Raw genomic sequence first — 12,697 nt, 5'->3', positions numbered from 1 at the left:
TTTGAGTGATTATTTGGATATCCTGCGGGCAGGAAGAGGTATTTTCAATTTACCTATATTCATTGCCCAATCATTTAAATCTTTATGATTCTGGTACAATGCGCTCTGGTCTCGGTATCTATTGTCCAATGATAAGGCGTATCTGGTTAATTCTGTGCCGGCCCTGTCACGGTCAAGGTATAGGGAAATCTGCTGGTGAGACTCCATTTTTTCTCGTGCCCTTTCAAAGAAGGATACGGAGTTAAGGACCATGAAATCCACCTTTGATTCGTCTAAATTAGGATGGAGGGTTCTGAAGGTCAGGAAATCCATAAAGCCTTCAAAAACAAGGATTTCGTTGTGGCCTATTCCAACACTGGAGATGTCTTTTGGAGAATTACTCAACTTATAATGGGGTGTTCGGATTTCAAAACCTCCTCCGTCATTGGGAAAGCCAATTCCAAGATAGCTATTCCCAGAAATTTCATATTTGAGCTCTCTACAATATTGATCTGCCAAGTGCACAGAGATGCGACGTTCTTGAATGTATTTGATAAGATGGTCTGACCTCAGGGAGCTGTTCTGGATTAAGGTGATTTTGTTTTCATGCTGGTGTGATTTCTTGGGGAATGCCATTTTGGAGGATACCGTGACCGGTAATTCCATTCTAAATCCTTCAATGAATTCGGAAATGCTGCAACCTTGATAAAGAATTGCAAAATCGATGAGGTTGCCTCCCTTGCCTATGCCGTGGTCATACCAGCGGTTGATCCTGCGGTTTACCTTAAAGGAAGGTACGGTTTCTTTTCGAAATGGGGAAAGGTACCAAAAATCATTATTCCTGATTTTGGAGGGTTCATGGCCAAGATTCGCCAGGTAGCTTACCAGGTCCATTTCACGGATTTCCTGTAGGGAAATATTTCTATTGTTATTTTCCATATCCATGCTTTGAGTTATTAAAAAATTATCCTTCGATCCAAATTTAAAGAGGTGTGCTCCATTAAAACGAGCCTAAAAAAAATCGTATGTACCTCAAATCCTTAATGTTACTCCAGGATCGCTCTAGGGCAATAAGGTGAAAAGAGTCAAGTAACGTCCCATTGAGGGTACAACTTATTTACAGGTAATTGTTGTACTTGTAGTAAGAAAACCTTCCCTGTTTCTTTGTAAAACAATTGAACGGGTGACCATGCTGCTTTCCATAAGTATTCACCTGATTGTATTCAAAAGTAAAAAAGGAGAAAATAATGTTGCAAAATTTAACCTGGATGCAAATCTTACTACTACTAACCAGTGCCTTAGCGGTTTACTACGTATGGGCCCTATGGAGACTATATGGGAGGAAATTCCTGGATAACTTCAAAAACGTTGATTCCAATTCTGGTTTCGAATGGGAGAAAGGAAATAAGTCGTTCTTCGGCCCGCCTAGTGGGGCCCAGGAACATCCTACTCCCGTTTATGGGGGTGGACAGGAATTCCTTGATCAGTTGCGCCTATATCTTGTTCCCTACAGAAATGCCGGAGATAATCCGGTAATACAATGGGATACCCTCAAGGAATTATTGCAGAAGTACAATCCTTCAAATGACAGAAAACTCCAGAAAATCATGGTGGAAACCTTGGTAGTAGAGCTGGAAGATTTTGGAATTGATATTTCTTTTTCCACTATAAAGGAGAAAATTGGTTGCTCGTAGAATTGGTTGAAAGTTGGCCGGCGCTCCCGGATCCTACCTGGTGAGAGCACCTTGATAATACCTTTTTTCAGGTATCGCGGGACCGCAAGCCATCTATCCTTAAAAAATAAAATCCATTTGTTTTATGATAAATAATATAGATAAAGATCATCAGGCGACAGCTAGGTTGAAACTGCGCTCTGGAACGGTGATTTTAACGGTTTACTTTCTACTGCCTTTAATCTGCAATGGACAGGATGGAAATGCAGGAATAGAAGCGGCAAATACCCAGATAAGGAGTTATTTCAGTGCAGGGACACAGCTCATGTATGGAGTGGGAGCCCTATTGGGGCTCATTGGGGCTGTAAAGGTCTTCCAGAAATGGAACAATGGAGACCCCGACACCGGAAAGGTTGCCGCCGCTTGGTTCGGCAGCTGTGTTTTCTTAGTCGTGGTAACTACTGTAATTGAATCGTTCTTTGGAATACGTTGAATATGGCAAATTCAATTTATCGTATCCAACGTGACATCAACAGGCCTATTGAATTCTTTGGGCTCCAATCACAGTACATTTGGATGCTTGTTCTCGGGTTTGTTCTCTTGATGACGATTTTCCTGACACTATATTATTCAGGGATTTCAAGAATCTTTAGTCTTTCGGTTATGGTCGTTTCAGGAATTCTGTGGACAGTTGTAGTTCATGGATGGAATAGGCGATATGGTAAATATGGCTTTTTAAAGTCATATGCACGGGGAAAGCTGCCTAGTTCCCTTCGAATCAGGGACAGAAAACAATTTATTTACTTCAAGGATAGGGAGGTGAAAAAATGGATGTAGAATTCAATAAGATATTCCCTTTGTTGGACGTTGAACAAGATTGCATCCTTAGTAAAAGCGGTGATGTAACGCTTGTCTTTCGAGCCGATATACCCGAGATATTCAGTTTGTCGGATGCAGAGTTCGAAGCATTCCACCAGGGCTGGATCAGTGCCATAAAGGCCCTGCCACATGGGAGTATTATTCATAAACAGGACTGGTTCGAGAAGAAAAGATATCGTGCGGAGCTTTCCGACTTAGAAGTCGGTTTCCTTGAAAGGGCAAGCGAACTTCATTTTAACGAAAGGAGTTACCTTGAACATCATTGTTATGTGATGTTGACCAAATCTCCTAATTCCAGAAAAGGAGCAAGTAGCCTTTTCTCTACCTTGATACGAGGACAGCTGGTTCCCCACGAGACCATTGATCATGAAGGCTTCAAGGAGTTCTTTGTAGCCTGCGGACAGTTCCAGAGGATACTTGAGGACTCTGGTTTAATCCAACTCGTAAGATTAACCGACGATGAGTTAAAGAGCACAAGTGGCCGTCACGGACTCATTGAACGCTATTTTAGGCTAGGAGGGTCAGAAGAATGCCCATTGATAAGGGATATAGATTTTTCCAAGGGGATACAAGTTGGTAGCCGGCACTGCCAGTTGTTTACACTTAGCGATGCCAATGATCTCCCCAATCTTTGTGGTAGTAGGATTGATTACGAAAGATATTGTACTGAAAGAACACGCTTCAGTGTTGGATTCAGTTCCCCATTGGGACAACTTCTTAATTGTGACCACATCTATAACCAGTACATTTTGATCTCTGACCATCAGGAGGTGATTAAGCGGTTGGAACGTAAACGCCTGAGGTTACAATCGCTTTCTGCCTATAGTCGAGCAAACAAAATTTCCAGGGATGCCACGGAAAGTTTTCTGAATGAAGCCCTTGTCAATCAACGTTTGCCTGTAAGGGCTCATTTCAACGTGCTAACTTGGACGTGCGATCAAAAGGAAATAAATTCTATCAGGAATATGGTTTCCTCGGCCTTGTCCAAGATCGATGCACTTTGCAAGGAGGAAACCGTTGGTGCTCCCCAAATTTTCTGGGCAGGAGTCCCCGGAAATTCTGCAGACCTCCCACTAAATGAGACCTTTGAGACTTTTGCTGAACAAGCAAGCTGTTTTCTCAACCTAGAGAGCAATAGTGAAACTTCTGTGAGCCCAACAGGCATTCGCCTTGGGGATCGCCTTTCGGGAAGACCCCTCCATGTCGATATTTCTGATGAGCCAATCCTGAAAGGGATATGTACCAACCGTAACAAGTTTATTCTTGGCCCGACCGGTAGCGGCAAATCCTTCTTTACTAACCATATGCTCCGGAGCTACCATCAACAGGGTAGTCATGTTGTACTTGTGGATGTGGGGCATAGCTATAGAGGTTTGTGCCAATTGATTGGAGGGAAGTATTTTACCTATAGTGAAGAGGAACCGGTCAGTTTCAATCCATTTTTCATTAGTAAAGGGGATAGCCTTGATACCGAGAAAAAGGAAAGCATCAAGACCTTGCTACTTGCCCTGTGGAAAAGGGACGATGAGGTTTTCAGACGATCTGAATATGTTGGACTCTCCAATGCCATCTCCGGCTATTTTGCATTTCTCGGTTCACGGCCCCTGATATGGCCATGCTTTGATAGTTTTTATGAGTTTTTAAGGGAATTGTATGTTCCATCTCTTCAGAGGGATGGAGTCAGGCAGAGCGATTTTGATATTGAGAACTTCCTGTATGTGTTAAGGCCATTTTATAAAGGGGGCGAATTTGATTATCTGCTCAATTCTACTCAGGCGCTGGGCCTGCTGGAAGAGAGGTTTATAGTTTTTGAGCTGGACAGCATCAAGGAACATCCAATCCTGTTTCCGGTGGTTACCATAATTATCATGGAAGTCTTCATTGGAAAGATGAGAAAGCTTAAAGGAGTTCGTAAGATCATCTTGATAGAGGAGGCCTGGAAAGCCCTGATGAAGGAAGGTTTCGCCCAGTACATAAAGTATCTGTTCAAGACAGTGCGCAAATTTTTCGGAGAGGCAATTGTAGTTACTCAGGATATTGAGGACATCATTTCTTCGCCCGTAGTCAAACAGACAATTGTCAATAACAGCGATTGCAAGATCCTATTAGACCAGCGTAAATTCATGAATAAATTTGACGAGATACAGGCAATGTTAGGATTGACAGACAAGGAAAAGGCCATGGTGCTCTCGGTTAACCGAGACAACGATCCTACCCAGAAATACAAGGAGGTTTTCATTTCCCTAGGTGGGGTTCACTCTAGGGTCTACCGTACGCAGGTATCCCTGGAAGAATATCTATGCTATACCACAGAGGAATCAGAACGGGTTAAGTTATTGGAATATACCCGCAGCCACGGAGGAAACTTTTCAAGAGCAATTGTTGCGATGGCAAGGGACATCAAAAATGGATTGCTAAAAATATAAATAGTATGAAAAGAGATTTTAAGAGAAGGATCGCCCTTGTGGGACTTGTCCTTACATTGGGCAGCTGCCAGCTAGCACATGCACAAATCGGCATAGCAGAGGTAATTAAAGCAGGGATAAAAAGGGTGGTAAGAGCCGTAGATCTAAAAGTCCAGAGGTTACAAAACCGGACCATCTGGCTTCAAAACGCACAAAAAGTACTGGAGAATTCTCTCAGCAAGTTAAGGCTCCAAGAAATCTCTGAATGGACAAACAAGCATACGGAGCAATATAGAGAACATTATCAGCAATTTAGCCAGGTAAGGTCGGCGATCACAGGTTTCAGGAAAGTCCGCCAAGTTGTCCAAATCCAGCTGGATTTGGTCCAGGAATACAGCAAGGTTTGGGACCTATTGAAAGGTGATCCGGTATTTAGTCATGATGAGAGCGTCCACATGGAAAAGGTCTATGCATTGATCCTTGATAGAAGCCTTAAAAATCTTGAACAAGTTCAATCTATAGTAAGATCGTTCCACCTTGCGATGAGCGATCTGCAACGAATCCAACTGATAAATGAAACAATCAATGATCTATATGGGAATTACAGGGACCTTAAGGCCTTCAACCGGCAAAACTTAATCTTGAGGTTCCAACGGTTATCCCAGAAAGAACAGGTTGGAAAAGTAAGAGAACTTTATAATCTATCCAAGACACCATGAAAGCAAAACTGATTTCCCAATTCATCTTTTGTTTCGTTTTCCAACTGCCACAAGCCGGTCAATGCCAGATAGTGAAAGAATGGATCCGTCAAAAAAAGACCCAAAAAGAGTACCAAATCCAGCAAATTGCGGCTCAGAGTGTCTATTTAAATCTGGTGGATGAAGGAAAAGATCTTTTGCAGTCCGGACTGGGTTCAATTCAGGAAGCAAAGAAAGATGTATTTTCCTTACACCAACTTTTCTTCAAGTCCATGGGTATTGTCAACCCGCATCTGAAAGGAGACCCGATAGTGTCTATGATATTGGACATGCAGGCCATCGTTGTTAAGCATTGTATTTATGCCAAGGAACTACTAAAGTCGACTGATAAACTACCTGACAAAGAAGGGCAGTACATTAAGGATATCTCCTCAAACATCCTAGTGGTGAGTGTCGAACTGCTTGAAGGGCTTACATACATAATGAAGAACGATGAGGTACAGCTGGACGATGGTCAGCGATTGCAACGCCTTTGGGTGCTCCATAAAGAGATGGTTGAACTTTTGGCCGTCTCCAAGAGATTGATAGAGGATTCTTTCCAAATCTCCATTTTCAGGAAACGCGATCAAAGGGATCTGTGGGTACTTTTTGAAAAATCGGGAACAAAAAAAAGAATTAAATGAAGATATGCAGATTGTTGTTACTTACCGCCCTTTGGTTAGTGTTGCCTGGACAAAGGCTCTTGGGACAAAGCACTGAGATTTCCCAATTGATCTTAAACGTCGAGAAATTGGCACAAATGAAGAAAATCCTTTCTCAGATGAAGCAAACCTATTCCGTACTCAATAAAGGTTACGGTATAATCAGGGATCTTAGTAAAGGTAATTTTGACCTGCACAGGTTTTTTTTACATGGGTTGTTTGAGGCCAGTCCATCGGTTCGAAGGTACCACAAGGTAAAACTGGTTATTGACCTTCAATTACAGGTGGTTTCTCTGACCAAAAGGTCCATTCAGAGGTTTCGGAATTCAGGTCTCTTTTCATTAGAGGAACTTCAATATCTGTCCCTGTTCCAGGAAAAAGCCCTGGAGGAAAGCTTAATGATCCTACAGGAGTTGATCGTCTTGGTGGTGGACGGACAGTTAAAAATGAATGATGGGGAACGCCTGTTGGCCATTGACCTGCTTTACAGAAAAATGGAACGGTCAGTTGAATCCCTCCGCGCTATGGTGAACTCTACAGATATCCTCCGGTACCAACGGATGCGTGAGAGCAGGGACATCGACAGGGTGGAAGAGCTGATCCAGAAGGGACCAGATTAATGTTGATAAATATACAAGAACATGAAAACAATTATAAAATATGGATTAGCCTTGTTGTCCCTAATCGGACCAATACGAGCCTCCGCTCAGGATCTATCCGAGAACTTTAGCAATTTCCAACTTGTCTTAGAGCAACTCTATGATGAAATGATGCCGTTATGCTCCAACCTTATGGGGGTAGGCCAGGGTCTTGCAGGATTTGCAGCCCTGTGGTTCATTTCTTCAAGGGTATGGAAACATATTGCAGCGGCAGAACCCATAGACATTTTCCCACTCTTGCGCCCTTTTGCCATTGGTTTTTGCATTTCTATCTTCCCATCCGTAATGGGGCTTGTGAACGGAGTACTTTCTCCAACTGTCCGGGCTACCTCGGCAATGGTGGGTGATTCTAACCAGGCCATTTCGGAACTCCTCATGCAAAAGCGCAAAGCATTGGAGGGGACTGAACTCTTTCAGATGTACGTAGGTCTTAACGGGCAAGGTGACCGAGACAGGTGGTACCGATATACCAATCAGGGTGAAGATCCGCAATCAGAGGGGTTTTGGGAAGGCCTTGGCAATGATTACAAGTTCGCGATGGCCAAGGCGGCCTATAATTTTAGGAATTCCATTAAGGAATGGATGAGCGAAGTGTTGTCGCTATTGTTCCAGGCGGCGGCACTTTGCATCGACTGCTTGAGAACCTTCCAGTTGGTAGTCCTCTCTGTTTTGGGTCCGATTGTATTTGGTTTATCGGTCTTTGACGGATTTCAGCATAGCCTTGTCATTTGGTTGGCTAGGTACATAAATATATACCTATGGTTGCCAGTGGCCAATATTTTCGGAAGTCTAATCGGAAAAATCCAACAAAATATGCTCAGGTTGGATATATCCCAGATTGAGGAAAGTGGATATACCATGTTCTCTCCTTCAGACGGTGCTTATCTGATATTCCTGATCATAGGAATCGTTGGCTATTTTGCAGTCCCTACAATCGCCAATTACATTGTAAACGCCTCGGAAAGCGGTGCATTTGTAAGGAACGTTACCAACATTTTCCTCGGAACCACTACTAGTCTGCCAACCCGTATGATGCAAAATGTATCAATGTCAGGTGATGCAATGGGAGATTCAGCAGCAAGGAACTCTAGTAACATGGTCCAAAGATCCCAGAGTGAACCTTATTTCAAGGATTCAGCTCCCAATGACAACTATATGCAAGAGAAATTGAAGGGAAACCCATAAAGATAGAAAACAAAGAATATGTTCAGGAAAATGAAAAATATTGATTCGGCCTTTCGCCTTATTAGGGGGTTTACGGCGCTTGTTGTTGTTTTTAGCGGGGTGACCTGTTGTCTGTGCATTTACTGGAGCTTGGGGACAATCAGCCGACATCAGCAACAAATTTATGTACTGGCAAATGGACAGGCTTTCCTCGCCCGATCGTCTTCCCGACAAGACAACCTTTCGGCCGAAGCCAAGGAACATGTCAGGCGTTTCCACGAGCTATTCTTCACGCTTGACCCTGATGAGTCTTCCATCCGTGAGAAAACCACCATTGCACTTTACCTGGCGGATCAGAGCGCCAAGAAAGTTTATGACAATCTCCGAGAGAGGGATTTCTATTCACAGCTGGTCGCAGCCAATGTGAACCAACGCCTGATTGTGGATAGTATCCGTGTGGACCTGTCAGAATATCCCTACAGTTTCCACTTCTATGGCACTCAACTGATTACTAGGCCTACCACTCAGACCACGCGGAACTTAGTATGTCGTGGGATGCTTAGAGAGGTTTCCCGAAGCGAGAATAATTCCCATGGTTTGTTAATCGAAAGGTGGGAGATACTTGAAAATCGGGACATAAGGACTAGGAATCGTAAATAAATTACAATGGAAAAGAAAATAACAAATAAGCTACTGGAACACCACAAGATATGGAGATTCAAAGTAAAGGTTAGAAGAAGACGCTCTTCTAGGAGGATCCGGATAATCTGGCTCTCAATCTTTATAATATTGGCCGGATGTTGTTGCATTTTCCAGGTCTACAGTTCGATTTGGGGAGTCTCAGGATTAACCATATCAATGCCAACATCCATTAAATTACCTACTATTCAGCCTCCAGGCACTCATGAAGGTCAGGAGCCTGGTCAACCTCACCCAGATTTCCAAGGAGAATTAAATCAACAGAAACTTGAAGAAAAAAATCCCGGGATAGGGAAAGAAAAAAAACATTCATCGTGCAGAAAAAAATAATGGATCAATGAAAGATAATTGTCATGAAAACAAGTAAAATAATAAATAGGAAAAAATTTAGCCATAGGTTCCTTCTATTAGCTCCAGTGGTTGCCATACCCTTTTTAATTCTGATGTTCTGGAAAATGGGGGTAGGAAGTGGAACTCCACCCTACCTTAAGAATGTTGAACAATCTGGTTTTCCAGCCGAACTTCCACAGTTGGGTGAAACATTAGGGGAAAAGCTCAATAAGCTTCAGCTTTATGAAAAGGCGGATCGTGATTCTTTAAAGCTTAGAGAGCTCATCAGGAACGACCCTTATTACTTGGACCCACAGGAACCTGAGGGATTTTCTTGGAAGGATCTAAGGCAAGCAGAAGGAGAAGACGGCAATGATTTTGAGCCCGAGGAAAGTGAATCTGCAGAGGATCTTTCCAAAGAGATCCTTAGTAGACTCTCCGTGCTTCGAAAGGAGCTTGATGATACTGAGATCAATGATACTTCCCAGACCAACTCTCAGTATAGGAATTCAGTGGCAGAGGTCATGCCTATTATAGAAGGTAAAAAAAAGGGTAAGATTGAAACAGATTTCCTGGATGTATACAGATCACGCTTGGATTCGCTGACCCATGATCCAGAACAGGACCTAGAAATCTCTCAACTCAATGACATGCTCGACAAAGTTCTAGACATCCAGCACCCCGAGAGGTTAAGGTCCAGGATAGATAAGGATAAAAGCAAGGCAAGTGATAACGTGTTACACGTAGAACCCTCATTGGAGCATGGAGACATCTCAATTTTAGAAAACCATGGACAAAAGTTGGATTCCTTTAAACGAGCGGTCAGGTTCTATTCAACCATGGTGCAAGACGAACTTCCTATTGAGAAAGGATCTATCCTTGCCGCTGTGCATGATAGGCAAGAGGTTACGAACGGTTCGTCCATTAAACTTCACCTGCTACAAAACGTAACCATTGCTGGCAATGAGATCCCAAAGGGAACTTTGGTATTTGCAAGGGTAAACCTTACCTCCCAGAGGATGGACATCAATGTCAGCAACATTCGAGTAGGGAATGTGATTTTACCTGTCGATCTGCAGGTGCATGATCTTGATGGAATGCAAGGTGTCAATGTCCCCGGAAACGTTGTACAGCAAGGAATTCAGGAATCATCCAATAGGTCCATCCAAGAGTTAGGTTTTACTGCACTGGATCCCTCATGGGAAACCAAGGCTGCCACTATGGGGATACAGGCAGCAAAGAGTTTGATTTCTAAAAGGATAAAAGTGAAAAAAGTAATTATGCCCGCAGATTATCGCGTGCTCTTATTGGATAAAAAAGGATCAAAATTTACTCAACCTTAGATAAAAATTTATGATGGATAATCAAATACAAAGCTTTTTATTTTCGCTCTTTCTCCTTCTGGCTTGGACTGGTGCTCAAGGGCAGGCTGAAAACATGCCACAGCGATTAAATGTCAGTGAACAAATGACGACTAATCTTATATTTCCAAGCCCAATCCTTAGCGTAGACCTGGGAAGCTTGGAACTTCTTGCCCAGAAGGCTAACGGAGTACAGAACATCCTTCAGGTCAAAGCCGCAAAAAGAGAGCTAGAAAAAACAAACCTTACAGTAATAACTCAAGATGGAAAGTTATATACTTTCTTGGTTAGTTATGCGGAATTTGCAGATCCAATAAATCTTATGGTCAAAGATTTATTGGGGCCTCCTACAGTTCGCGCGATCGTGAATGGAAAGAATGTCCCTCCGCACAAGGTAAGAAAAGGAATGGATTGGGCATGTAGAACCGACCTTGTTCCCTTTCTTATAAGAAAGCATTCGTACGGGATCTCCTTTAGCCTCGATGGTGTCTTTATACAGGATGGTAGGATGTACTTTCGATTCAGATTCTACAATAATTCTAACGTACCATTTCAACCTGACCAACTCAGGTTCTTCATTAAAGATAACAAAACGACAAAAAGAACCCCTTCACAAGACCTTGAGGTCACCCCCGAGTTTGTGGTAGGAGAGCATGGTAAGCTCATTGAATATGTTATGCATACATTGGTTTTCAGCCTCCCAAGTTTTACCCTCCCTAAGGGTAAACATCTAAGAGTGGAACTTATGGAACTTTCTGGTGGTAGGAACCTCGTACTGAAGGTACGAAATAGGCATATCCTAAAGACCCTTCCAGTTCCAAATCTTTAATAAATATTACGATTATGAATATAAAAAACTATGAATACCTCAAAGAACAGCTGTTTTATTCTGGATTTGGTCACCATCTAGAAGATTCACTGAAATCAAAGATTGCAAAGGGTACCCAAGAATTCCAATTGCAGTTCAATACACAGATCGAATCTGAGCCGGTAAAGGCTGAACTTCAGTTCTCCAAAAGCAAACAGACAGAAATGTATTTCTTCAATTCCTTTCGAATCGATCTTCCGCAAAATGGTGCACGGTTAGCAGACTCAAGAAGATTCAATATCAATGGAAACTTCAAGTTTACGTTAAAGGAAGCTTATAACTTGCTCAATGGCAGGTCAGTGTTAAAAAAAGTGTCCACCCCACAAGGTGACCTCTATCGTGCATGGTTTCAGCTCGATTCTAAAACCCTAGACATAAATGGCAATCATAAGATGCTCCAGTTCCACGAGAACTATGGATATGACCTAGAAAAACAGTTAATGCGCTATCCTATTATGGAACTTAGGGATGAGCAAAACAAAAAGATACTGCTGGATTCACTAGGAAGAGGCAACCGCCACCTTGTCACCTTTGAGCTAGGTTCAGGTCCAGAGAAACTTTACCTGGAGGCTTTGCCAAGATTCAAAGCTGTTTGCATTTACAATGAGATGGGGATTCGGCAGGAATTTATAGATGATCGTTCAAAACTTCACCAGAAACCAAGCGCTAAAAAACAGGAACAACAGCGGCAAATTCAGATAAGGAGCAGTCGAGGGGGTAATGGAGGACACAATCTATGAGACCTGAAACCTTCTATGCCTTAGCAAAGGTGTTGCCCAACTTCTTTGAGGCCATGGACCGAGACCCCAGGCTTTCAAGTACACATGTTTCGCTCTATTTCTCCCTGATTAGGCAGTGGGCAAGCTCAGAATTTAGTGATTGTATAAGAATTTATGCCAGACAGGGCGCCTTGAAGGCCAAGATCTCGACAGTGAGCTATACCAGATGCCTTAAGGACCTACATGCATTTGGCTATCTACATTATGTACCTTCTTATAACAGTGCAATAGCAAGTTCTATTTATCTTTGCTTTGAAGGAAATTTTAGAACAAGTGGTTTGAAGGAAATACCTGCGGATGGATTAACCCTTGACTAAATTGAAACCTAACTGTTACACAGTGTAATATTGGGATTGGTCGTTGTATTTTTTAGTGAATATATTATTTAGATTGGCACCATTGAGTTTAACGCAAACATTTTGTATGGATAGCGATTTTTTATCAATTCATAGTCTCATGGGTTGGCTATGAGGAATAACCCCTTATTGGAAGCGCAAAACTC

At 42.6% G+C, this 12,697-nt stretch carries 15 protein-coding genes; 14 read left to right on the top strand and 1 reads right to left on the bottom strand.

Annotated elements, in window-relative coordinates; genetic code table 11:
• Window positions 1-9: 9 nt before the first annotated feature.
• On the bottom strand, window positions 10-918 hold the full coding sequence (locus PZ892_RS16445; RefSeq protein WP_094257485.1) for a toprim domain-containing protein: 909 nt from the start codon (window positions 916-918) through the stop codon (window positions 10-12).
• A gap of 329 nt (window positions 919-1,247) precedes the next feature.
• Here PZ892_RS16445 and PZ892_RS16440 point away from each other — a divergent pair, with 329 nt between their 5' ends.
• The 14 genes from PZ892_RS16440 to PZ892_RS16375 all read left to right on the top strand — a co-directional run bounded on the left by PZ892_RS16440 (window position 1,248) and on the right by PZ892_RS16375 (window position 12,512).
• Window positions 1,248-1,673 (top strand): hypothetical protein, encoded by a 426-nt coding sequence (locus tag PZ892_RS16440; protein WP_141202103.1) that lies wholly within the window; start codon window positions 1,248-1,250, stop codon window positions 1,671-1,673.
• Between the two features lie 124 nt (window positions 1,674-1,797).
• Window positions 1,798-2,145 carry a DUF4134 domain-containing protein gene (locus PZ892_RS16435; protein ID WP_094257339.1) on the top strand — a complete coding sequence of 116 codons (348 nt, stop codon included), beginning with the start codon at window positions 1,798-1,800 and terminating at the stop codon, window positions 2,143-2,145.
• Window positions 2,146-2,147: 2 nt separating this feature from the next.
• The gene (locus PZ892_RS16430) at window positions 2,148-2,489 is read left to right on the top strand and encodes a DUF4133 domain-containing protein (protein ID WP_094280737.1); all 342 of its coding nucleotides are present in this window, start codon (window positions 2,148-2,150) and stop codon (window positions 2,487-2,489) included.
• Window positions 2,480-4,957, top strand: a complete 2,478-nt coding sequence (locus tag PZ892_RS16425) for a TraG family conjugative transposon ATPase (RefSeq protein ID WP_182499177.1) — start codon at window positions 2,480-2,482, stop codon at window positions 4,955-4,957. The genes PZ892_RS16430 and PZ892_RS16425 overlap by 10 nt, the downstream gene beginning before the upstream one ends.
• A gap of 38 nt (window positions 4,958-4,995) precedes the next feature.
• A complete protein-coding gene (locus PZ892_RS16420) occupies window positions 4,996-5,655 on the top strand; it encodes a conjugal transfer protein TraI (protein ID WP_277711576.1) in 660 nt (219 codons plus the stop codon).
• A complete protein-coding gene (locus tag PZ892_RS16415; RefSeq protein WP_094280734.1) occupies window positions 5,652-6,317 on the top strand; it encodes a hypothetical protein in 666 nt (221 codons plus the stop codon). The genes PZ892_RS16420 and PZ892_RS16415 overlap by 4 nt, the downstream gene beginning before the upstream one ends.
• On the top strand, window positions 6,314-6,955 hold the full coding sequence (locus tag PZ892_RS16410; RefSeq protein ID WP_094280733.1) for a hypothetical protein: 642 nt from the start codon (window positions 6,314-6,316) through the stop codon (window positions 6,953-6,955). Before PZ892_RS16415 ends, PZ892_RS16410 begins: the two co-directional genes overlap by 4 nt.
• A 21-nt stretch (window positions 6,956-6,976) precedes the next feature.
• Entirely contained in the window at window positions 6,977-8,179 is a 1,203-nt protein-coding gene (gene traJ / locus PZ892_RS16405; protein WP_094257333.1) for a conjugative transposon protein TraJ, read from the top strand.
• A gap of 30 nt (window positions 8,180-8,209) precedes the next feature.
• A complete protein-coding gene (gene traK / locus PZ892_RS16400) occupies window positions 8,210-8,818 on the top strand; it encodes a conjugative transposon protein TraK (protein ID WP_229678319.1) in 609 nt (202 codons plus the stop codon).
• Window positions 8,819-8,824: 6 nt separating this feature from the next.
• Window positions 8,825-9,187, top strand: coding sequence for a hypothetical protein (locus tag PZ892_RS16395; protein WP_277711574.1), 363 nt, complete (start codon window positions 8,825-8,827; stop codon window positions 9,185-9,187).
• Between the two features lie 23 nt (window positions 9,188-9,210).
• Complete coding sequence (gene traM / locus PZ892_RS16390; protein ID WP_277711572.1) at window positions 9,211-10,530, top strand: conjugative transposon protein TraM; 1,320 nt, start codon at window positions 9,211-9,213, stop codon at window positions 10,528-10,530.
• A gap of 10 nt (window positions 10,531-10,540) precedes the next feature.
• On the top strand, window positions 10,541-11,377 hold the full coding sequence (gene traN / locus PZ892_RS16385; RefSeq protein ID WP_094257330.1) for a conjugative transposon protein TraN: 837 nt from the start codon (window positions 10,541-10,543) through the stop codon (window positions 11,375-11,377).
• A gap of 14 nt (window positions 11,378-11,391) precedes the next feature.
• Window positions 11,392-12,156, top strand: a complete 765-nt coding sequence (locus PZ892_RS16380) for a hypothetical protein (RefSeq protein ID WP_182499174.1) — start codon at window positions 11,392-11,394, stop codon at window positions 12,154-12,156.
• Window positions 12,153-12,512 (top strand): hypothetical protein, encoded by a 360-nt coding sequence (locus tag PZ892_RS16375; RefSeq protein ID WP_094257328.1) that lies wholly within the window; start codon window positions 12,153-12,155, stop codon window positions 12,510-12,512. Before PZ892_RS16380 ends, PZ892_RS16375 begins: the two co-directional genes overlap by 4 nt.
• The last annotated feature ends 185 nt before the right edge of the window (window positions 12,513-12,697 follow it).

Source organism: Sphingobacterium sp. WM (genome assembly GCF_029542465.1).
Lineage (GTDB): Bacteria > Bacteroidota > Bacteroidia > Sphingobacteriales > Sphingobacteriaceae > Sphingobacterium > Sphingobacterium cellulitidis.
This window is presented reverse-complemented; position numbering and strand designations above follow the sequence as displayed.

Coding starts and splice junctions, on each gene's coding strand:
- PZ892_RS16445 (WP_094257485.1), bottom strand. CDS start 918: ATGGAAAATAACAATAGAAATATTTCCCTACAGGAAATCCGTGAAATG.
- PZ892_RS16440 (WP_141202103.1), top strand. CDS start 1,248: ATGCAAATCTTACTACTACTAACCAGTGCCTTAGCGGTTTACTACGTA.
- PZ892_RS16435 (WP_094257339.1), top strand. CDS start 1,798: ATGATAAATAATATAGATAAAGATCATCAGGCGACAGCTAGGTTGAAA.
- PZ892_RS16430 (WP_094280737.1), top strand. CDS start 2,148: ATGGCAAATTCAATTTATCGTATCCAACGTGACATCAACAGGCCTATT.
- PZ892_RS16425 (WP_182499177.1), top strand. CDS start 2,480: ATGGATGTAGAATTCAATAAGATATTCCCTTTGTTGGACGTTGAACAA.
- PZ892_RS16415 (WP_094280734.1), top strand. CDS start 5,652: ATGAAAGCAAAACTGATTTCCCAATTCATCTTTTGTTTCGTTTTCCAA.
- PZ892_RS16410 (WP_094280733.1), top strand. CDS start 6,314: ATGAAGATATGCAGATTGTTGTTACTTACCGCCCTTTGGTTAGTGTTG.
- traJ (WP_094257333.1), top strand. CDS start 6,977: ATGAAAACAATTATAAAATATGGATTAGCCTTGTTGTCCCTAATCGGA.
- traK (WP_229678319.1), top strand. CDS start 8,210: ATGAAAAATATTGATTCGGCCTTTCGCCTTATTAGGGGGTTTACGGCG.
- PZ892_RS16395 (WP_277711574.1), top strand. CDS start 8,825: ATGGAAAAGAAAATAACAAATAAGCTACTGGAACACCACAAGATATGG.
- traM (WP_277711572.1), top strand. CDS start 9,211: ATGAAAACAAGTAAAATAATAAATAGGAAAAAATTTAGCCATAGGTTC.
- traN (WP_094257330.1), top strand. CDS start 10,541: ATGATGGATAATCAAATACAAAGCTTTTTATTTTCGCTCTTTCTCCTT.
- PZ892_RS16380 (WP_182499174.1), top strand. CDS start 11,392: ATGAATATAAAAAACTATGAATACCTCAAAGAACAGCTGTTTTATTCT.
- PZ892_RS16375 (WP_094257328.1), top strand. CDS start 12,153: ATGAGACCTGAAACCTTCTATGCCTTAGCAAAGGTGTTGCCCAACTTC.